Below are 19,583 nucleotides of genomic sequence, written 5' to 3' on the forward strand. Positions count from 1 at the left end.
CTACTTGCTCTGTGACAGGGCCTCTTGAGCTTTCTCTTGCTCACGAGGGGTCGGCAATCGCTTGTAGTCTTCATTGACCGCAGCGGTCACACCGAGGTGATTGGCTACCGGGCGTTCCCAGCCAGCGGTCCATCGCGTCGCGCCGCTGCTGGGGCTGTTGATCACTCGCGGGGCACCTTCGTTACCATCGGCGAACACCAGCGTGGTGCTACCGCCGCCGTCGAGGTTGATCGCCTGGTTCACGCCGAATTCGAGAAACAAATCGGCCATTTCGCTTAGGTACATCCCCTCCGAAAAACCAGGCTGCCGGCCATCTGCGACCAGCAGAAACAGATGGCCCGTTTCGGTGTTGATTCCGGCCGCGGTTCGTGGGTGGAGCTTGTCGTTCTCTGGCTTGCGAGCGACGTTCTCGCCATCGGTCACCAGAATGGGACCACCGCTTACCGCGTTCCAGGTGCCCTCGGGGATGTCGGCGGTGGTAACGATCGATACCTTGTTGTCTTTGGTGATTACCAGCGACGCACACACCTTGCCCTCAGCAGCAGGGTGCGAGCCAATTTTGCCATTGCTCGCCCCAAGTCCCTGGGCATCAGTGTTCGTCCCCATTTCCATGCTGAAGAAGTCGCCATTCACAGCCAGGCTCAGACGATGCTGTTTGAGAAACTCGCTAGTGACCTGACGGGTATACTCGGCCGGGGCATCGCCGTTGTCGGGCGTGCCGAAAAACGTGAGCCCTTCGGCTTGAGGGTCGATCTCAAGCAAATGGATGACCAGCGGCCGCGGCAATACCGCTGGCGTCGTTTTGTTGCGACCACCGATGAGTCGGTAGTAGGTCACCCCTTGGTACGGCTCTGCCTGACGGGTGATGGGAGCGAGACGCTCTGGTACTTCTGCTTCGACTACGGAGGCGGCGAAGGCGGCGCACAGCAGTGCGACGAACCAGGGACGCATAGGAACTCTCTCTGTTCAAAAATCGGTGGGGCCTGTGCAACACGAAACGAAGCTGGCCGAAGGGCGGGCAGCAAGATTGCTGGCGCGGCGAAATGTCTTTACCGAGCAAAAGGTAGTTTACCCTCGCCGCGCGGTTTGGTCTCGCCGAAACCCTCCTTTTTTTCATACACCCGAACGTAGTCGACCACCATCTCGGCAGGAAACTTGGTCGACGCGTCGGGATTCCCCACGAACTGTCCGCCGACCGCCACGTTCATCACCAAATAATACGGCTTGCCGAACGGCGCCGGCCACGGATTCAGTTCCCCTTCATTTGCAGGCTGCAGGCCGCCTCCCTCGTTTGTCTTGCTGCTGCTCCACCAGAAGTTCTGGGTCGCGTACAAGTGATCGTCCACGTACCAGCGCATCTCGCCTGGTTCCCACTCCAAAGCGTAGACATGGAAACCGCTAATATCCTGGCCTGCGGGAAACTCGTATTCGCCGCCCGAATGCACGTTTGCAGGCCAAGCACCCCCGTAGTGCAAAGTACCCAACACCTTTCCTGGCTGCTGACCGCGGGCTTCCATTACATCGATTTCGCCCGAAGCAGCCCAGCCGCCGTAGGTTTCTTCCTGCGGAAGCATCCAGAGTGCGGGCCACACTCCCTGCCCTGTCGGCAGTTTCGCCCGAAACTCGAACCGGCCGTAACGTTGGTTGAACAGCGGGCTGCCGTCGACCGCGCGGGTCTTCATGCGGGCCGAGGTGTAACCGCAGCCATGCAGCGATTGCTTTACCGCCCGCAAATGCAGCTGGCCATCCTCCACCTTGGCATTCGTGGTCGAGTCGGTGTAGTACTCCAGCTCCGAGTTCCCCCATCCGGCAATCCATTGATTCGCGGAGTAGTTGTAGAAACCGTTACCGATGTCGAAGTCCCACTTCTTGCGATCGACCTCTTGGCCGTCGAACTCATCGCTCCAAGTCAGCTTCCACTGGTCGGCCGTATCGGCCGCGGTCGCAGTCGGACTATGTCCAAGCGTCCAGATGAGGGAGAGAAGCAGCGAGCAAGCCAAAGCGGTATCGGCAAAGCGATTCATGGTGACGGGACCTCAAGCAAAACAAGCAGGGGGAATCGGGAACCTCTATTCTACGCAGAAAACCCGAACCGCGGGGGAACCCTCGCACGATTCGGCGACACGGCTCGCACACTCCGTTTGCTGGCTGCTATCCGCACGATCTGGTAAAATCGATGGCTCCCCAGAATACCCGCCGCGACCTCCCCACCTGCTGCAGCCACCGTTTATGAGCGACTCTGAGCCCCTTCCGCTGCAGCATCGGAGCGAAGTACGCGTGATCGGCCCGCTACCGGCCAGTGACGCCAGCCCGCTAGAGGGGGAAACTCCGCTGTTTGCGGCCGACCTCGATTTCGCCCTCGAGCAGGGTGGGCCCCTCACTCGGGCGTTTCTCGAAGCAACTCCGCTCAATCGCGAAGCGGGCGTGGTGGTCGATTCTTCGCTGGTCTGGCTTACTCCTGGTTTGGCACATGCCATGACTCCTACCGGGCCGCTCACTGGCCCCCGCGGCAAAGTGGGGTTTGTGCATGAGCCATTTCCAGGCATCGCGATGGGTGTTCGGGGAGCAGCGAATCGGAACCTCACTGCGGTCCATCGGCTCTGTGTGTGGGGACTCGATTGCACGCCGGAACTGGCCGAAGGTCAGCTGAGTTTCGCCACCCCGGAGCAGGCCGAAGCGTTTTGGCTACCGACCGAGTCGCTCGACGCCCGCGATCAGCAATTCGCCCACCACATCGAGTCGGGCGAGCTTTGCTGTACCGGGTTGCCGCTGGCCACGATCGTGGAGTTTGGTTGGGGCACCTTGCTCCGTCCCCGCCCGGCGACTGAACCTGGTTTTCAGTTCATGATTCGCGTTTCCATCGGCGACCCGCGACCACACGTAAACGGCCTGCGAAACCATGCCCAGCTCTAATGATCGCGCCGTAGGGAAACTTGCGCTAAAGGACTCTTGCCGATGATCATCGAATCGAACATCGAACTGCTAGGCACCGCCGCTCCGTTCTCGCAACAGATTGTGCGGCAAGAATTGAGCCAAGCCCGCACCTCGATCGACGAAGCCATGGCCGCTGGGCCGGCGCATCGGGCGTTCATCGAGTCGCTCCCCGACCTATGGCGCACCGATCCCGACGTGCAGATCTTCAGCCGATTGCTCTACCTCAAGCCGGGCTGGTATCCGTTGGGACCTCACTATCACTTCGACTGGGGCGGTCAAAACGCCAGCGATGGCTCGCCGGTGGAAACAATCATGGTGCTGCATGGCGAGGCCTCGCAAACCGAGTTCATCCTCGGACCACTCGAACAGTCCGAGCCATCCGCGGTCGAACCACGTGGGCACCGACGCCGGCCCGGTCGAGACCAGTGGGATTCGCAAGTCGCTGCGGGGCTCGCCAGTGGATCGCTGAAGCAATGGTTTCTCGAGCCGAACCAGCAGATTCGGTTCGATAGTCGTACGCTCCACCGCGCCCGACCTGCGAAGACCGCGGGCTGGCGAGTGCTGATTCGTGCGATCCGCGGACTCACCAACCAGGTCGCCGACCCGGGTCGATTCACGACTTGCCGCAACGGCTACATCCCCATCACCGACGAGCAGCGGACGCGTTACGCTCCGTATCAAGATCGCTAAGAGACGAGCAACCCGTGAGCACTTCGCAAGAACCTAACAACACACCCCACCGCCATCGCGGACCTCGCAGCGATCCCTGGGCCGGGCAGCGGACGCTGCTCGCGGTAGCCGACGTACAAACTGGTTATCATCACGATTCGATCTCGCATACTTTGGCAACACTCTCGATGCTGGGCCGACAGTCGGGCGAGTACCTGACCAACATTCGTACCGACTCGCAGCTGATCACGCGTCAGCCGATCGTCGGCGTTGGCTCCAAGTACGGCGGCAAACGCGTGAACGCTCGCGAATTGTCGAGCTACGACGCGGTGTTCCTGCTCCCCAGCGGCGCAGGCACTCTCACGCCTGAACAACAAGCCGACCTGCTGGCCTACGTGCACGACGATGGCAAGGGACTCGTCGTAGGACACGCCGGCGCGCTGGCGTTCTTCGAATGGCCCAAGTTCTACGAGATGCTCGGTGGTCGCATGGGTGGCGAGTTCATGGCCGAGGCACGCGTGATCGTAGAAGACCCCAGCTTCCCCGGGGCCGACGCGTTCGGCAGCGAAACGTTCATATTCAACGAACAGCACCCCGTATTCACCGAGCCTTACGATCGCGACAAGGTAAATGTGATCCTAAAGCTCGATCCAAACTCGCTCACGCCCGAGCAACGCGCGAAGCGATCCGACGAAGATTACCCCGTGATGTGGTCGCGAGAGTATGGTCGGGGGCGGGTGCTGCAGGTTGGTTGGGGCCATTTGGATGCGACCTGGGACGACCCTCGCTTCCAGCAATTGATGCTGCAAGGCATTCTCTGGGCGATGGGGGCGGTTGGTAAAAATGGCTGATTGCCGCAACTTTGCCGCATGGGGCGTTGTAGAGTCAGAACTCCATTAAAAGCAGTCAATTAGGCCAGCATCCCCCTGAACAGATGGTCCGCCACACCGCACCTTCGATCGACCTTGCATCTACACACGATCTTAATATTTGTGCCCCTTCTGTGGAGCCGAAATAGCTATCGGGCGAGCAGGCCATTCAGTCTGGTTTTTCCGACATTCTTTAGCTCACACGCGACTCAAAACGGTTCTGTTGCCAGGCCTATAACCGCAAAAAACCTTCACTATCGACAGCCATTCCTGCTAGTTACAATCAGGGAAACTCACCGAAATCCGTGGTCAGGCCATTGCCTTCACACAATCTTAACAATACATCTCTGTTGGGTACGGTCCGTTGAATTTTTCTTCTTTGGTGCAGCTCGTCTGCGAACTGGTTGGTGGCCTCGGTATCTTTCTGCTCGGCATGAAATACATGTCCGACGGACTGCAGGCGGTTGCTGGTAGCAGCTTGAGAAAACTCATCAGCACCGTGACTGGCAATCGCTTGTTTGCGATGATCGTCGGTGTGATCGTCACCTGTATCGTGCAATCGAGTTCGATCACCACGGTCATGGTGGTTGGCTTTGTGAATAGCGGTGTGATGAGCCTGGCCCAAGCGGTCGGGGTGATCATGGGCGCGAACATCGGCACCACCATCACTGGCTGGATTCTTGTGCTCAAGGTTGGCAAGTATGGCTTGCCTTTGCTTGGTGCAGCCGCGTTTGGCTACTTGTTTAGCCGCGGCGACCGCCTGCGCTACTGGGCGCTGGCAATCATGGGCATCGGCATGGTGTTCTTCGGTCTGGAGATCATGAAGGACGCGTGTGCGATCGTGAAGGAGAACCCCGATTTCGAATCGTGGTTCCATGCCTTCAAGGCCGACAGTTACTTCGGTGTGCTCAAGTGTGCGTTCGTGGGATGCTTGATGACCACGCTCGTGCAGTCGTCGTCGGCCACGCTCGGCATTACCATCTCGCTGGCGTTCCAGGGAATCATCTCCTACGAAACGGCTGCCGCGCTGATTCTTGGCGAGAACATCGGCACCACGATCACCGCCTTCCTCGCTTCGCTTGGTACCACCACCAACGCTCGCCGGGCGGCTTACTTCCATGTGATCTTCAACATGATCGGTGTGTTCTGGATCACATTGATCTTCCCTTGGTACATCGAGTTCGTGCAGTGGGTTACGCACGTCGACGTCACCGCGGTGGTGATGGAAAACGATTTGCCCACCTACCCGCAAACCACACCTGCCATTGCGGCCACGCATAGTATTTTCAACATCGTCAACACGTTCTTGTTCTTGCCGTTCGTGCCGATGATCGTCGGCTTGCTGGAACGCGTGGTGCCATCGAAGGACTTCAAAGAGAAGCCTCGGTTGACCGACCTCGACATGCGAATGCTCGACACCCCGGCTGTGGCCATCGAGCAATCGCAGACCGAACTGGAACGCATGGGCGATGGATGCGAAAAGATGCTGCTCTGGGCAGTCGAACTTCGCGAACAAGACGAGCCTGATAAGGAACTGGCCGATCGGCTGAAGCGTCGCGAGCAGGTGCTCGATTCGATTCAGGACGAGATGACCGTGTTCATCACGAACTTGCTCTCCGGCAACATTCCGCACTCGGTGGCCGACGAAGCCCGTCGTCAGTTGCAGATGGCCGACGAGTTCGAGTCGCTCAGCGACTACGTGCAGGATCTCGACAAGTTCGATCGCAAGCTCCGCCGCGACGGTCATCGCTTCGGCCCCACCCAACGCACGGGACTTGCCAGCCTCAATCAAGAAGTGCTGCAGAACCTACAAACAATCAACGCCGCGCTGAAATCGGGCAACAAGAATATCCTGGTCGAGACCTCGCCGAAGATGAAACGCATCCGCACGCTTATCAAGCGTTTGCGTCGCGAGCACCTCGACGAAATCTCGAACGGCGGAGTAGCTCCGCTGGTGAATGTCGCCTACCTCGCTTCGCTCAATGCATACGAACGAGTGCTCGATCACACCCAAAATATCGCCGAGGCCATCTCGGGGGAGAAGTAACCCGAGGATCTAGCGAGCCCCGCCCGCTGGAGCCCTCGGGAATCCACTAGTAGGTCGACGATCAAGCACGGCACGTTGGCCAGCGTCTCTCTGAAGTGCTTAGCGTTTTCGCAAACGTAAATTAATCTGCGCTCATTAGCACCAAACTATCCAACTAGCCGGCGAGTTGGATACGCAACTCCTCTATGCCCAAACCCAGGCTCCGGCCGACTGCTTGGAAAACTCGACACCGGGTGGTCGCAGAAGTAGGATGGGGCGCATGTTGAGTTCGACGAAACTCACACGACTCTGCGTGCTCGCCGAGCAGCGCGGGGCGTGATGCTCTTTATGGTGCTGCACTGCTTTTTGGGAGGAATTGCGTGATGTTAACGACCCAGGCGATTTCGCGTCGTAATTTTGTTGCAGGGCTTGCTGCTGGGGCCACCGGGCTGATGGTGGCACCTGGTCGAGCGATGGCTAGCCTGTCGCCGAACGAGCGACCTGTGTTTGCCACCATCGGCTTGCGAAACCAAGGTTGGGGCATCACGGCCAAGACCTTCCAGTTTGCCGACTTCGCCGCGCTGGCCGATGTCGACAACAACGTGCTCGAAACGAATCTCGAAGGGGCCAAGCAGCGGCAAGGCAAGAAGCCCGATGGTTACAAAGACTATCGTCACATCCTCGATCGCAAAGACATCGACGCGGTGATGATCGCCACGCCGGATCACTGGCACACCAAGATTTCGGTCGAAGCCATGCTGGCTGGCAAAGATGTCTACTGCGAAAAGCCACTCACGCTGACCGCCGCCGAAGGCAAGCTTATCGAAAAGGTCGTAGAGCAAACCGGCCGCGTGTTCCAAGTCGGTACCATGCAGCGCACCGAGTGCGACAAGCGATTCATCCTGGCGGTCGCGTTGATTCGAGCAGGCCGTATCGGCGATCTCAAGAAGATTACCTGCGCCATCGGCGGCGCAACTGCCTCGCCGAAGATTCCCGTGGCCGACGTGCCCGAGGGACTCGACTGGGACTTCTGGCTCGGCCCAGCGGCCGAGGTGCCGTATCGCGCGTTGCCTGAGATTCGCCAAGGCTACGGCGGCAACGTGCCGTTGTTCAGCAATTGCCATTACGCGTTCCGCGACTGGTTCGAATACTCCGGCGGCCAACTCACCGACTGGGGCGCGCACCATGTCGACATCGCCAACTGGGCGCTCGACGCAGCCGATACTGGTCCGAGCAAAGTCACGCCGATTTCGTACGACATGCCGGTTGAGTATCGCGACGGTTACCCCGTGGCGGCCGATCAATCGAACGTGCCGACCAAGTTCGAGCTTCGTGTCGATATGCCGAACGAAGTCGAGCTGATCATCACCAGCGAGGGCGACAACGGCATTATGTTCGAAGGAACCAAGGGCCGGTTCTTTGTGAACCGCGGCAAGATCGTCGGCAAGCCGGTCGAAGAGCTGGAAGCCAACCCGCTGCCGGAAGGAGCGATGGAGAAGGTTTACGGCGGCCCGATCAGCGCGAACCACTCGGCCAACCTGATCGAATGCATGCGATCGCGCAAGCAGCCGATTTCCGATGTGTGGTCGCACAATCGGGCGATGGAAATCCTGCACCTCGGCAACATCGCCATGCGACTCGGTCGCGAAATCGCGTGGAACCCGGTTTCTCGCGAAATCGTCGGCGACGACCAGGCGAGCACCTTCCTCGCCCGCGAAAGCCGCGAGAAGTACGCGATCAATATGTAATCCCGCCAGGGGAGCCTGCCATCGGTTCCCCTTGTTGCCATGCACATGCGTTGCTGCACCACGTCGCGCTAACCGGCGATCGTGGTGCAGCACCAAGTGCAATGGTGCTTCTTCTTCGCTTCTTCTGGCGATCCTGTGAACTTGCTTGGGGGTAATACCATCATGCGAAACGTCGTCTCACGAATTGCGGCTTTATTACTGGTTGGGCTTTTCCCGTTCCCAGTCTTCGCAACCGATGTGTATGTTGCCATCGACGGCGACGACTCGAATCCCGGCACTCGCGAGGCTCCGCTGGCGTCGGTCGAAAAGGGCGTGCAGATGATGCGCGACCAAGGCCCCGGCACGCTTTGGATCGGCCCCGGCGAGTTCTACCTGCCGAGCGGGGTGGCCCTCGATGCATCGCTGAGCGGCACCGCCGAACAACCGCTCGTGATTCGTGGCACCAAACCACACGCTACTCACTTAGTCGGCGCCCGCTCGGTCGACGAGTTTCGTCCGATCACCGCCGAGGAAGCTGCGCCGCTCCTATCCGACGAGGCCAAGCAGCACGTTGTGGTGGCCGATCTCGCTGCGCTAGGCTTTCCGAAACTCGCCGAGATGCCTTTGCAGCATCGCGCCCATCAATGCGAGGAACTCATCGTCGACAACGTGCCGATGCAGTCTGCTCGCTGGCCGAACGAAGGCTTCACCACGTTTACCGAGGTGATTGATTCCGGCGCCTCGAAGCCGATCCACTGGGTCAGCCGCGAAGTCTATCGCCCTGGTTCGTTTCGTTTTCCTAGCGACCGAGCGAAGCAGTGGAACTTCGACCGCGGGGTCTGGCTGCATGGGTTCTGGACCTACGACTGGGCCGACGAGGCGATCAAGGCGGGGAGCTTTAACCCTGAATCGGGCGAGGTCCGTCTGGCGGCCAAGCACACGTACGGGGTCGGCTCGCCTTACAACCCGAACGAACCTCGCCGGTTCTACGCGCTGCACGTGTTCGAAGAACTCGACCAGCCAGGCGAGTATTATCTCGATCGCCAGCAGCAGCGGCTGTACTTCTGGCCGCCGAGCAATCTGTCGCAGTCGGAAGTTCGTTTGACGCTCTGTAACGCGCCGATCCTGCGGGCGAACAAGGTATCGCATCTAGTGATTCGCGATCTGGCGATCGAAAACGGCCGGCAAAGCGGAATCGATCTCCGCGACTGCCAGCAGGCGCGGGTCGAGCATTGCCTAGTGCGCAACTTCGGCTCCATCGGCATGGCCCTGCGAGGACAGCAGGTGGTCGCAGAGGACTGCGAAGTCACGCAAACCGCCTCGTGCGGAATCGCTGTAAGCGGCGGCGATCGCAAGTCGCTCACGCCTGGCGAGTGCGCGGTGATCAATTGCCACCTGCATCATGTCGGTCGACTCGACTGGCTTGGGGGCCGCGGGGTCACCATCAATGGGTGCGGCAACCGCCTGGCGAACAATCTGATCGACCATTGCCCCACCGGCGGCGTGTCGTACGGCGGCAACGAACACCTGCTCGAGCTCAACGAGGTCCGCGACGTCTGCCTGCTCTATTCCGACGTCGGCGTCTTTTACACCGGGCGCGATTGGACGAGTCGCGGCAACATCGTTCGGTGGAACTACATCCACCACGTTGCCAATAACGAGGGGCATGGCTCCTCAGGCATCTATCTCGACGACTGCGACAGCGGCGACACCGTGGTCGGCAACATCGTCGCCGACGGAGTCGGCCGGGGTATCCTGCTCGGCGGCGGCCGCGACAACACGATCTCTGGCAACGTGTTCGTCGACTTGCCGATTGGCATCCACGTCGACGCCCGCGGCACCAAGGCCATCAAGCTCGACCAGCCTGGCTCCTGGAATCTGCTGGCCAAGTGCGAGCAGGTGGGGTACCAGTCGCCGCTCTGGAAAGAGCGATACCCAAAGCTGGCCGAGGTGATGCAGCACGAACCGCTGCTGCCGATGGGCAACGTGATTCACAGCAATCTGATCGTCGGTTGCGAGAAGCCGTTTGGACTGTCCGGCGACGTGAACCCCGACTGGCTCGACCGCGAGCACAACGCGGAGTGGACGAGCGCCGAGCTACCAGCCCTGCGCCCCGATGGCACGCTCGACCTGACGAAACTCGCCGAGTCGTGGGAAAAAGTGCCAGGCTTCGAGCCGATACCAATCGAGAAAATCGGCTTGCTGCACGAGTAGCACGCAATCGCCCGCCAAGACTTTTACCAACCGAATACGCGAAAGTACGACTCCCACAGCGAGTCGGCGTACTTCAGCGCGTACGACTCAGCGTAGCTCTCGCCGCGCGCTGAGCCGCGTTGCGAGCGGGTGCTCATGCGATCGTGGTGATGACCAAGCTCGTGCAGCAAGATATGCATGAGCTGGAACCCTTTGATCGTCGACTCGGTGAAATGGCACCATGTGCCCCGCGAATCGTCGGGGTTCGGCTCCCGCGGCACCCCGAGCCGGTCGAGGATCACCGCGTGCTCTTTCACGAAGTCGTTGTCCCAATCAGCCAGCAACTCCCGCTCCCAAGCACAAACAGCCACGGTGCCATCCCAGTGCCAACCCATGCAATCACCCCCTTCGTCGAGAATAATCGCATCGAGCCCCTCGGATAACTCCTGCCAGTCGGGAAGCAACTCGATAAACTGCCGCACATCGGCAATGGTCAAATAGTGCTTGAACCCCTCCCCCGGGCGGAGGCGATCGATCACCGTCCGGTCCTGCCGCACCTGCGAATAATGATTCGACAGCTCGGTACGATTCTTCCGCGCAACCTTGCCATTGCGAACCTTGGTGCCAGTCTTACGCGGTGCATGTCGCATGGTGTTCTGCTGCGGTTTAGGTGGAGAGGGCGAGTAGAAGCAAAACAATTCTCTACTCCCCGTTGGGACCCACCCAACTGTGGTTGGGTTCGCTGTGCTCGCCAACTTACGACGTGGTCGAGTTTCAATCGGCGTGAACTCCATCCGCTTATGGTGCAATAAGTTTTGCTTATCGAAGGCCGGGTGGAGTGGATCTCAGTCCAATCCGGAACTTGTATTATCCCACAAAAAAGCTTGACAGTTTCAAACGCCGAGCGATATAACTCTCGCACCACACCAACCGCAGCGTGTCGCGTGCGATGCGTTCGCCCATCGGGGGGCAACCTTCTCGAGTCCCACTCGGCGGTCTGGCGTTGAAGCATCCATGTCTGTCGTTTGTCGAACTCTCTCCGTCCGGTAGCTGTTTATCGGTGCGCGGTAGTTCCATCAACGGGCGATACCATTGGCCCTAGGGGGCGACTGACTTTCCCCCTAACAATGGCCTGATTTCGGTTTTCTTGTGACTCGGCAACCTGTTTGCTGAGTTGAGTGCTTGTTCGTGTTCACTCGGGGGAGATGCATCGATGATGAAGCACATTGGTACCATGCTGTTGGCCGTCGGCCTGGTGTTTGGTAGCGCTACCACAGCCCGGGCGGAGATGGTTATTCTAAGAACTGGCAACGGGACGATTGGTAGTACTGATAGTCTGGTGACGATGCTGGAGGGACCAGCCGACAGCGGGTTCGTTGCTGCTTTCACCGCGGCAGATTTCGCCAGCGCCCAGAGCGGCCCGAGCGCAGTGGTCGTCGACAACCACCCGGAGTGGATCGACGCCCTTTCAGGCGATCCCGTCGCTCAGTGGGTGTCGACGAGTGACAGCGGAACGTCGGAGGGGTCGAGTGCACTCTACGCAATCGACTTTGAGCTGACCGAACTGTTCAGCGACGCGACTATCAATCTTCTATATGCAGTCGACAACGTGCTCGGCGACGGAGTGAACCAGGGCGTGTTCCTCAACGGAGTCGCGGTGTCGGGCGACTCGTCCGGCGGCAACTTCTCGGCCGAATATAACCTCGTACGTAGCGATATCGCTCCGCTTCTGAACGTCGGCACCAATACGCTCTACATCAATGCGACCGACCAAGGAGGGCCGAGTGGTCTGATCTTCAGCGCAACGATCACCACCACCCCGATTCCCGAGCCGACAACAACCACGTTGTGCGTCGCCGGTGCGTTTGGACTGCTCTGCTGCACCTGCCGCCACCGCCGAGTGTCGCTTGATTAACAGTGCCACGGGAAGTTGTGCTACAATTCGCGGCTTAGCGCTGCCCCTGCGATGTGTTTGCCAGGGCATGAAGAATCGCCATGCGTGCGAGTCTTCGCCGGCCGTCCATGTAGCCCCATAACCCAAGAGCAATCCGATCGTGGCAAAGTACCTGATTTCGTTTCCTAGTGCGGCGATGAACGTGCCCGACAACGAGTTGGAGCAGGTGGGGCGAGACGCTCGCGCGGCGATTCGCGAAGCCAAGGCGGCCGGCGTATACGTGTTCGGCGGCGGCATCGACGAATCCGTTCCCCCGGTGCTCGTGGCCTCCAATGGCTCGGTCACCGATGGTGGCTACCCGTGGGCGCCGCCCCTCAATGGCGGTTTCACCGTGCTCGAACTGCCCTCCGCGCAGGAGGCCATCGCCTGGGCCGCCCGCATTGCGAAAGCGTGTCGCTGCGAACAGGAGCTTCGAGTCTTCGGCTACGATCCAGAATCCTAAACTCCCGCGCGGCGCTATTTGCTTAGGAAGACGAACGTCCCCTTCTTGTTGCACACCACCATGTCGGGCGTGCCGTCTTTGTTCAGATCGACCGCGGTCACTTGGGTGCCAACGCCGGAGTCGTCGTCGATCTGATGAGGGGTGATCTTCGGCGGCGCGTTCTCTTGATACTCAACACCGAACCAGTATAGCACCGGGGCCGCATCGGGTTCGACGTCGCCGGTTGGCCCGTGCGACCAGAATCGCTTGCCGGTCACGATGTCTTGCACGCCATCGCTGTCGACATCGGCGAGCGTCAACGCATGCAGCTGACTAATTCGCAGGTCGAGCGAGGTCATGTCGGGCTCGGCCGGCAGGATCTCGTGCTTCACGAAATGGATCTTGCCGTCGGGCGTCCGCTTTTGCTCGTGCCACAGCAGCCCGTACCGGTGACAGTGCCAGGAGTTTACCACGTCCATTAAACCATCGCCGTTGACGTCGAGTACTCCCATCTGGGCGGCCGCTTCGGCGAACGGGTACACGTGCTGTTTCCACGGGCCATCCGCGTCGCCTGCTTCCGGTTGCTCCCACCAGCATCTTGCTTCGACGATGTCGACACGGCCGTCGCCATTAATGTCGCCAGCGCCGACCCCATGCGTGAATCGCTGGTAGTCGCCTTGCGGGCTGATCTTGTGGAATGTCCACGGCGACTCCGGTTGGTTGGGATCGTAGGTGGCGTAACCCAAGTAGCCATTGATGTTGAACACCAGGTCGCGGCGGCCGTCGCCGTTGATGTCGATCCAGCCAGGCGACTCGTTGCCGACTTCGTGCAGCGCCAAGTGCGGTGTCCAACGCTTGCTGTCCGACTCGCCTGGATTCTCGTACCAATAGGCATCGGTCCCCGGATAAGGCACGCAAAGCACGTCGGGCCACTCGTCGCCATTGAAGTCGCCCGCGTAGGTCAGAAAGTTGTCGGAGTAATCGACCGGGTTGAACTCCATCGGCTCGCGATACTCGTGTCGCTGCTGAAAGTCAGGCCCCGCGTACCAAAACGGCCCCGCGACCACGTCGAGATTCCCATCGCGGTTGAAGTCGGCGTAGTACGCCCCTTCGCTGTAGAACTTGTCGGCCAGCACCAGCTTCTCAAACTCAGGCGGTTCCGCCAGGGTGGTGGAGACAAACGTAGCAGCCAGCGCGAAAGCGGAAAGGCACCGAGTGAGATTCATGGGAGTACCGCCTTGAGTGATTCTCGAACAGGGGACACAGTTCAAACCAGTCCATCTATTAGAACGACTCGACCTGCGCGAAGACAGACTGCGGTTCGAAAAAAGGGGAGGGTGAAAACCGCTCGGCCACGCTGATGGGGCAACAATCGAGCGGACAAAAAACCCGAGGTCGCCTGCCTGGGGGGAGCGAGGAGCATTGACGCACCAATTCTCCGACGGCGATGTTGTCGCTCGCCTTTTTGTGCCAATAATAGGGGAATCCCAGCGAATCTTCGGTTACCCTCTCAGGCAAGGTCGCGGGCCATAAGATTCGGCAACACCGGCAGGTCATCATGGAATTCGTCGAGAAACTCATCGCTTGGGCGACACTCAATCATCTGATTGGATTGGGGATGGCTCTGTTCGGTGCAGTGGGCCTTGCTTGGTCTTCCTACAAGGCGTGGCTCGGGGGCTCCAGCCTGTTCTGGCGAGAAGCGGTCGGCGAGATCATCGAAGTGAGCGTTAAGCAGCAGCGCGATCACGATGGAGATCGGGTGTACGCTCCGCGGGTCGACTATCGATATCAGGTGAACAGCGTCGACTACGAAAACAAGGAGGGCCAGTTTCGTGTGATCGAAACCCGCAGTAGCAAAACCTGGGCGACCGAGCAAACCAAACCTTACGCTATGGGTGAGCGGGTCGTTGTCTACTACAACCCGTGGTGCCATTCTCAGTCGGTGCTGGAGCAAGGTTGCTCGCTCATCGTGCTGGTCGTTTGGGGAGTCGCCCTGGCGACGCTACTCGGGGGACTCTTCTTGCTTGGTCTGCTTCACCTCTAAACCGTTTTGCGAGTAACACTGGATGCTCCCTGGCGATGCTCAAAACTCGTCGACACCAATTGGGCATACGTGAAATCTTGACCCTGACCACCGCCATCGGTGTCGGCCTCTAGTACGCGGTCGGCATCCTGATACGGACGTACGGGGGCTGATTGATAGGTGGTAATTGCCACCTGCGGCGGCGGAGTGCGAGTCCGGGTGAAAGTGCAGCGAGCGATAGACAATTTCCCCGAGAACACAGAATGGCGTCTGCGTTTCAGAAGGTGATTTGCGCTGAAGGTAAAGGGAACTGCGCTCGACCACCCAAAAGCAGTCTTCGCGATCGCCAAACAAGCATGCTAGATACGGACATGCCCTTGATACGGATGCCTGCGGTGGTAAGGTTTAGCTAGCCAATAGGAGGTTTTCTAGAGCCCCAGAACGTTCCCTTTTCAATCCCTCCTTATCCATCGGCGGCGAAGTGCTCGACTATATGTAGAAGCGAGAATTCAATCACGGATATCGCCGTGGAGTTGGTGCAGGTGAAAGCGTTCCCACGAACCTCCGTACTTCCTACCATTAGCAAGACATAGGCCATGTACACCGTAACGGTAAATCCTCACAGGAAGATCGGATGTATCGACCAAAAAATCTACGGTCACTTCACCGAGCATGCTTTTCAAAACATCTATCAAGGGATGTACGCCCCAGATCATCCCTTGGCGGACGTCACGGGTTTGAGAAAGGACGTTGTCGACGCTCTGAAAGAGGTGAGGGTGCCGGTACTGCGTTATCCAGGAGGGAACTTTGTTTCCAACTACCATTGGGAGGATGGCATAGGATCCCAGAATGGGAGGAAGAGAAGATTCGACTATGCGTGGGAAACGGTAGAAGACAATCAGTTTGGCACCAATGAGTTCATGCAACTCTGTAGAGCCACCGGAGCAGAGCCTTATCTATGTTGCAATATGGGTACCGGCACCATCCGCGATGCGATGAACTGGGTCGAATACTGCAACAGCAACAGGGATACCTACTATGCTTCGCTCAGGCGAGAAAATGGCTTCGAAGAGCCTTTTGGCGTGAAATACTGGGGACTGGGAAACGAGTGCTATGCTCCTTGGCAGATGGGGGGAATGAATGCATCTGACTACGCCAAGCATGCGATGGAGTTTGGAAAAGCCATTCGTTTTGCTGATCCCAATGCCTATCTTGTAGCCTGTGGGTTTGAGAGTGACCCGGCCTGGAATATCGAAGTGCTAGGCGTTTTGAAGGATATGGTCAACAGCATCTCAATTCATCACTACTCTATCGATTGGGGCTGTTTTAATTTGCACGATTACCATCAGTTGATGTCGATCTCTGAGTTCGTTAACGAAATGATCAAGAGCTTGAGAGCCGCAATCGAGGGGGTAACCGGTGACATCTATCATCCAATGAAGATCGCGCTAGATGAATGGAATATGTTCGGGTGGGTCAACGAGCGGGTAGATGACAACAGTTTCTATACACTCGAAAACGCAATGGTCACCGCTTCAGTGCTAAACACCCTGATCCGCAACTGCAATGTTGTTGAGATGGCCAACTACTCGGTGTTCGTCAATATCAATGGCACCATCCAAGCTGATTGCAGAGGGATAGTGCTAAGGCCACAGTACTATGTGTTTAAGCTCTATACCCATCACATGGGGAATGTACTAGTTGATTCCGATGTGATCAGCGAGCAATTCGAGACGAACATGCCGATCGACCGCAGGGTATTCGCTGACTATTTCAACGAAGCTGCGGTAGAAAAAGGTGGGCGGTTGAGGAGCGGTGTTGAAAAGTCTGCTCGAAGAAGCATTAAGTACTTAGACTCTGTTTCGACTATTGATGAAACAAGGGACGAACTCTCCGTTGCATTGATCAACAAACACCCAGAAAAAAATGTGGAATGCACGGTCGACATAATCGGCAGCCGAGAGGTTAAAAATGCGCAAGTGCACAGCATCTGGAGCGCAAAACTAAACGACTGCAACACTGCCGAAAAGCAAAGCGTGATTCTGGAAACGTCGGAACCAATCTGCAGGAATGGCAAGTTTACACTGGAATTGCCGAGGCATTCGATCAGTGTTTTGAAGCTGACTTACTAGCGTCGCAGGAGTGGCAGGCATCTGGGGAATGCCAACAGGAGTTGCCCCCAGTGAAAGCTAACTGGAGCTTTTTATCCATAACACTAGGTGTCAATCCGTTTGGTTGTTTGCAGATTCCATTTCACCTTGCATGGCAGTTTTGGTTATGATGCTTGCACCAGCCCCTTGGTCAAGCCACACTTGGCTTCTCATTCGATTGACTAACTACTTCTATTGCAGCGAGGTCTTACTGTGTCCTGGAATTCTGTAGATCGTCGTAAGTTCATTGCCACCGCTGCTGCACTGGCGGCTGCCCCGGTCGCAGTCGGCGCACCCAACGCAAACAGCCGTCTTCGCTTGGGCTACATCGGCGTAGGCGGACGGGCGCAGGTGCACATCAACAGTGCGTGCGAATTATTCAACTCGGAAAAATCTGTAGAGATCGCTACCGTCTGCGATGTGTTCAACCGCTATCGTGAGACTACCGCTCAGAAAGTGCAGGATAGGACTGGCCAGACACCTCGCCAGACTGGCGATTATCGTGACATAATTAACGACGACTCGATCGATGCCGTGGTGATTGCAACGCCCGACCACTGGCATGCCAAGCAGACAATCGACTCGCTAAAGGCTGGCAAACACGTCTACTGCGAGAAACCAATGACACATTCCGTGGAGGAGGCGCTCGAAGTCTACCGCGCATGGAAGGAGTCTGGCTTAGTCATGCAAGTCGGCGTGCAATCGACTTCGCTGCCTGTCTGGAACGCTGTCAACGAGCGGATTTGCTCCGGCGGCCTCGGGAAAATCCTACAGTACCAAACCGAGTTCTTTCGGAATTCGGACATGGGCCAGTGGCGCTACTACCCCTTGGCAAGGGATATGACGCCAAAGAACATCGACTGGAAGATGTTCCTCGGATTGGACTTTGATTTGGCGCCAGACATGCCGTTTGACCGTGCCAAGTACGCTCAATGGCGCCGGTTCTGGGATTTCGGCTCCGGGATGTATACCGATCTGTTCGTGCATCGCACGACCACCATGCTCAAGGCGACCGGTCTCCGGTTTCCCGGGCGTGTGGTCGGTGCCGGCGGCATTTTTATGGAGTATGACGGCCGTAACGTTCCCGACGTTGCCACTGTGGTGGCCGACTTCGACGAAGGTGTGCAGGGGGTAGTGACCGCCACGATGTGTTGCAGCAATACACCCATCAGGCAGTTGATCCGCGGCCACCACGGTTCGGTCGTGCTTGGAGTTGGTGAGGGCTTCTCCGGTTACGACTTTGTTGCGGAGCGACCACAGGTTACACATGATAGTAAAATCAAGGACGAACGCGTTGAAGTGGGCAAGGTTTCCAACGAGTCGCTAGCGCACTTCAAGAACTTTGTCGACTCCGCGTTCGCAGGCAAACCGGAAGCAGTGAACTGCTCGCCCGAACTCGGGGCTGCTGCGATGGCAGTCGTCAAGCTTGGTGCCCGGAGCTACCGGGAAGGCAAGGTTTTTCAATTCGACAACCAAGCGATGGCCATTACCGACGCCGACGACTCCTGGGCCAAGCGTTGGGAGCAAAAATCCGAAAACCGAGCCAAGCCCAACCACGTGGCTGGCTGGCATGCCGGCGATCGAGGCAGTTTGCTCGAACCACAGGGCTATCAAGAACTGGAAGGTCCATGGATTGATGGAGTCGATCCGGCAGCAAGCTAAATCTAAACAAGCATCCGGTCTCAGCCGCAAGGTGGTGACAGCGGGTCGCCTGCGACGTTGTCTCACGTATCTGTTTTGGTGGATTGGTGTGTCCTCGAGAGCAGCCTCCGTGTCTGGCGGGAGCCAACGTAGCACGATTCTCCGAATCGGCCGAAGTGGAGCGCGGCATTAAATCCAGAGCCCTTAAGTATGCCGGGCCGCTGCGCACTGCTAACCACTCGGAGAGTCGTGCTCCATTCTCCTGCGACCCGCTAATTCTCACCAGTTTTCGCTGGGAATTGGCCACCTGTAGTGTTCCAATGGACAGTTATTCGTTGTTGGAGGATGGAATGATGTAACCGAGTGAACATGAAATCCACTGAAACCATCTACCACGCAAGCGCGCTGTAGGAGCGGTCTCTGACCGCGATGGCCCTTGTGTTGGGTTCGCTGCTGCGCGGTTGCCAAAGCTGTAGGCTTTAGGCTGTAAGCGGTAGGCTAGATCTTTCAGTCGCTGGAAGCTCCCTCAAGATGACATTCCGCAATCCGAATTCCCCAATCGTGTCTCCTCCCAGAATAGTTACCCACCCGTGGGAATCTATTTTGGGCAACTATCGCGGAGGTGTTGATGCAACCTGTTACCTATCAACGACTTGCGATTGATTCCCATCGCGAAAATAGATTCCCACTCGATGCGTTTTGGGAAATGGGAATCTATTCCGATGTGAAAACCACTGGTTTTGTAGAGTGCGTGCAGATTCAATTTTCCCATCGGTGGGTAAATTGGGAATCTATTGCTGTGTCGTGGGAATCTATTTGCCCAGTAGTGGGAATCTATCGTCGGTCGTGGGAATCTATCGAGTCGGTGCTGGGAAACTATCCCGCGGGGGATGGTGAGGAGCAGCTAGCGAGAGGGGATTGGTCGCTCGGTGGGTTCCCCGAAAACCGCGGCTCGGCGGGAACGGATAGTTCATTG

General features: G+C 57.9%; 15 protein-coding genes. 11 read left to right on the forward strand and 4 right to left on the reverse strand.

Translation table 11 applies throughout. The features are described from left to right. Together Pan181_RS25690 and Pan181_RS25695 are read right to left on the reverse strand one after the other, a co-directional pair. On the reverse strand, nt 1–951 hold the full coding sequence (locus Pan181_RS25690) for a phosphodiester glycosidase family protein (RefSeq protein ID WP_145251849.1): 951 nt from the start codon (nt 949–951) through the stop codon (nt 1–3). A 98-nt stretch (nt 952–1,049) separates the two neighbouring features. Further along, the gene (locus tag Pan181_RS25695; protein WP_145251851.1) at nt 1,050–2,024 is read right to left on the reverse strand and encodes a glycoside hydrolase family 16 protein; all 975 of its coding nucleotides are present in this window, start codon (nt 2,022–2,024) and stop codon (nt 1,050–1,052) included. Between the two features lie 205 nt (nt 2,025–2,229). Between Pan181_RS25695 and Pan181_RS25700 the strand changes: the two genes are divergently transcribed. The 6 genes from Pan181_RS25700 to Pan181_RS25720 all read left to right on the forward strand — a co-directional run bounded on the left by Pan181_RS25700 (nt 2,230) and on the right by Pan181_RS25720 (nt 10,439). Then, nucleotides 2,230–2,913 carry a hypothetical protein gene (locus Pan181_RS25700; protein ID WP_145251853.1) on the forward strand — a complete coding sequence of 228 codons (684 nt, stop codon included), beginning with the start codon at nt 2,230–2,232 and terminating at the stop codon, nt 2,911–2,913. Between the two features lie 42 nt (nt 2,914–2,955). Next, nucleotides 2,956–3,624: a hypothetical protein gene (locus Pan181_RS26425; RefSeq protein WP_197528720.1), complete on the forward strand. Its 669-nt coding sequence runs from the start codon at nt 2,956–2,958 to the stop codon at nt 3,622–3,624. A gap of 14 nt (nt 3,625–3,638) precedes the next feature. Continuing rightward, complete coding sequence (locus tag Pan181_RS25705) at nt 3,639–4,454, forward strand: ThuA domain-containing protein (RefSeq protein WP_197528721.1); 816 nt, start codon at nt 3,639–3,641, stop codon at nt 4,452–4,454. Between the two features lie 382 nt (nt 4,455–4,836). Continuing rightward, on the forward strand, nt 4,837–6,519 hold the full coding sequence (locus tag Pan181_RS25710) for a Na/Pi cotransporter family protein (RefSeq protein ID WP_145251857.1): 1,683 nt from the start codon (nt 4,837–4,839) through the stop codon (nt 6,517–6,519). 362 nt (nt 6,520–6,881) lie between these two features. Next, the gene (locus Pan181_RS25715; protein ID WP_145252476.1) at nt 6,882–8,246 is read left to right on the forward strand and encodes a Gfo/Idh/MocA family protein; all 1,365 of its coding nucleotides are present in this window, start codon (nt 6,882–6,884) and stop codon (nt 8,244–8,246) included. Between the two features lie 162 nt (nt 8,247–8,408). Further along, complete coding sequence (locus Pan181_RS25720) at nt 8,409–10,439, forward strand: right-handed parallel beta-helix repeat-containing protein (protein WP_145251859.1); 2,031 nt, start codon at nt 8,409–8,411, stop codon at nt 10,437–10,439. Nucleotides 10,440–10,462: 23 nt separating this feature from the next. Here the strand turns inward: Pan181_RS25720 and Pan181_RS25725 are convergent, their stop codons facing one another. Then, complete coding sequence (locus tag Pan181_RS25725; protein WP_145251861.1) at nt 10,463–11,068, reverse strand: hypothetical protein; 606 nt, start codon at nt 11,066–11,068, stop codon at nt 10,463–10,465. A gap of 563 nt (nt 11,069–11,631) precedes the next feature. On the opposite strand from Pan181_RS25725, the gene Pan181_RS25730 reads away from it, so the two are divergent. Further along, a complete protein-coding gene (locus Pan181_RS25730; protein WP_145251863.1) occupies nt 11,632–12,333 on the forward strand; it encodes a hypothetical protein in 702 nt (233 codons plus the stop codon). Nucleotides 12,334–12,472: 139 nt separating this feature from the next. Continuing rightward, on the forward strand, nt 12,473–12,814 hold the full coding sequence (locus tag Pan181_RS25735) for a YciI family protein (protein ID WP_145251865.1): 342 nt from the start codon (nt 12,473–12,475) through the stop codon (nt 12,812–12,814). A gap of 14 nt (nt 12,815–12,828) precedes the next feature. Here the strand turns inward: Pan181_RS25735 and Pan181_RS25740 are convergent, their stop codons facing one another. Next, nucleotides 12,829–14,019: an FG-GAP repeat domain-containing protein gene (locus Pan181_RS25740; protein WP_145251867.1), complete on the reverse strand. Its 1,191-nt coding sequence runs from the start codon at nt 14,017–14,019 to the stop codon at nt 12,829–12,831. Between the two features lie 332 nt (nt 14,020–14,351). Here Pan181_RS25740 and Pan181_RS25745 point away from each other — a divergent pair, with 332 nt between their 5' ends. The 3 genes from Pan181_RS25745 (at nt 14,352) to Pan181_RS25755 (ending at nt 18,628) form a co-directional block, all read left to right on the forward strand. Further along, nucleotides 14,352–14,837 carry a DUF3592 domain-containing protein gene (locus Pan181_RS25745; protein ID WP_145251869.1) on the forward strand — a complete coding sequence of 162 codons (486 nt, stop codon included), beginning with the start codon at nt 14,352–14,354 and terminating at the stop codon, nt 14,835–14,837. Nucleotides 14,838–15,412: 575 nt separating this feature from the next. Further along, complete coding sequence (locus tag Pan181_RS25750; protein ID WP_145251871.1) at nt 15,413–16,948, forward strand: alpha-N-arabinofuranosidase; 1,536 nt, start codon at nt 15,413–15,415, stop codon at nt 16,946–16,948. Nucleotides 16,949–17,179: 231 nt separating this feature from the next. Then, entirely contained in the window at nt 17,180–18,628 is a 1,449-nt protein-coding gene (locus Pan181_RS25755; protein ID WP_145251873.1) for a Gfo/Idh/MocA family protein, read from the forward strand. The last annotated feature ends 955 nt before the right edge of the window (nt 18,629–19,583 follow it).

This window comes from Aeoliella mucimassa (genome assembly GCF_007748035.1).
In the GTDB taxonomy this organism is placed as follows: domain Bacteria; phylum Planctomycetota; class Planctomycetia; order Pirellulales; family Lacipirellulaceae; genus Aeoliella; species Aeoliella mucimassa.

Bases quoted from the DNA above. Each gene is read 5' to 3' on its own strand.
- Pan181_RS25740 (WP_145251867.1), bottom strand. From the start codon at position 14,019: ATGAATCTCACTCGGTGCCTTTCCGCTTTCGCGCTGGCTGCTACGTTT.
- Pan181_RS25700 (WP_145251853.1), top strand. From the start codon at position 2,230: ATGAGCGACTCTGAGCCCCTTCCGCTGCAGCATCGGAGCGAAGTACGC.
- Pan181_RS25745 (WP_145251869.1), top strand. From the start codon at position 14,352: ATGGAATTCGTCGAGAAACTCATCGCTTGGGCGACACTCAATCATCTG.
- Pan181_RS25690 (WP_145251849.1), bottom strand. From the start codon at position 951: ATGCGTCCCTGGTTCGTCGCACTGCTGTGCGCCGCCTTCGCCGCCTCC.
- Pan181_RS25720 (WP_145251859.1), top strand. From the start codon at position 8,409: ATGCGAAACGTCGTCTCACGAATTGCGGCTTTATTACTGGTTGGGCTT.
- Pan181_RS25730 (WP_145251863.1), top strand. From the start codon at position 11,632: ATGATGAAGCACATTGGTACCATGCTGTTGGCCGTCGGCCTGGTGTTT.
- Pan181_RS26425 (WP_197528720.1), top strand. From the start codon at position 2,956: ATGATCATCGAATCGAACATCGAACTGCTAGGCACCGCCGCTCCGTTC.
- Pan181_RS25715 (WP_145252476.1), top strand. From the start codon at position 6,882: ATGTTAACGACCCAGGCGATTTCGCGTCGTAATTTTGTTGCAGGGCTT.
- Pan181_RS25750 (WP_145251871.1), top strand. From the start codon at position 15,413: ATGTACACCGTAACGGTAAATCCTCACAGGAAGATCGGATGTATCGAC.
- Pan181_RS25695 (WP_145251851.1), bottom strand. From the start codon at position 2,024: ATGAATCGCTTTGCCGATACCGCTTTGGCTTGCTCGCTGCTTCTCTCC.
- Pan181_RS25725 (WP_145251861.1), bottom strand. From the start codon at position 11,068: ATGCGACATGCACCGCGTAAGACTGGCACCAAGGTTCGCAATGGCAAG.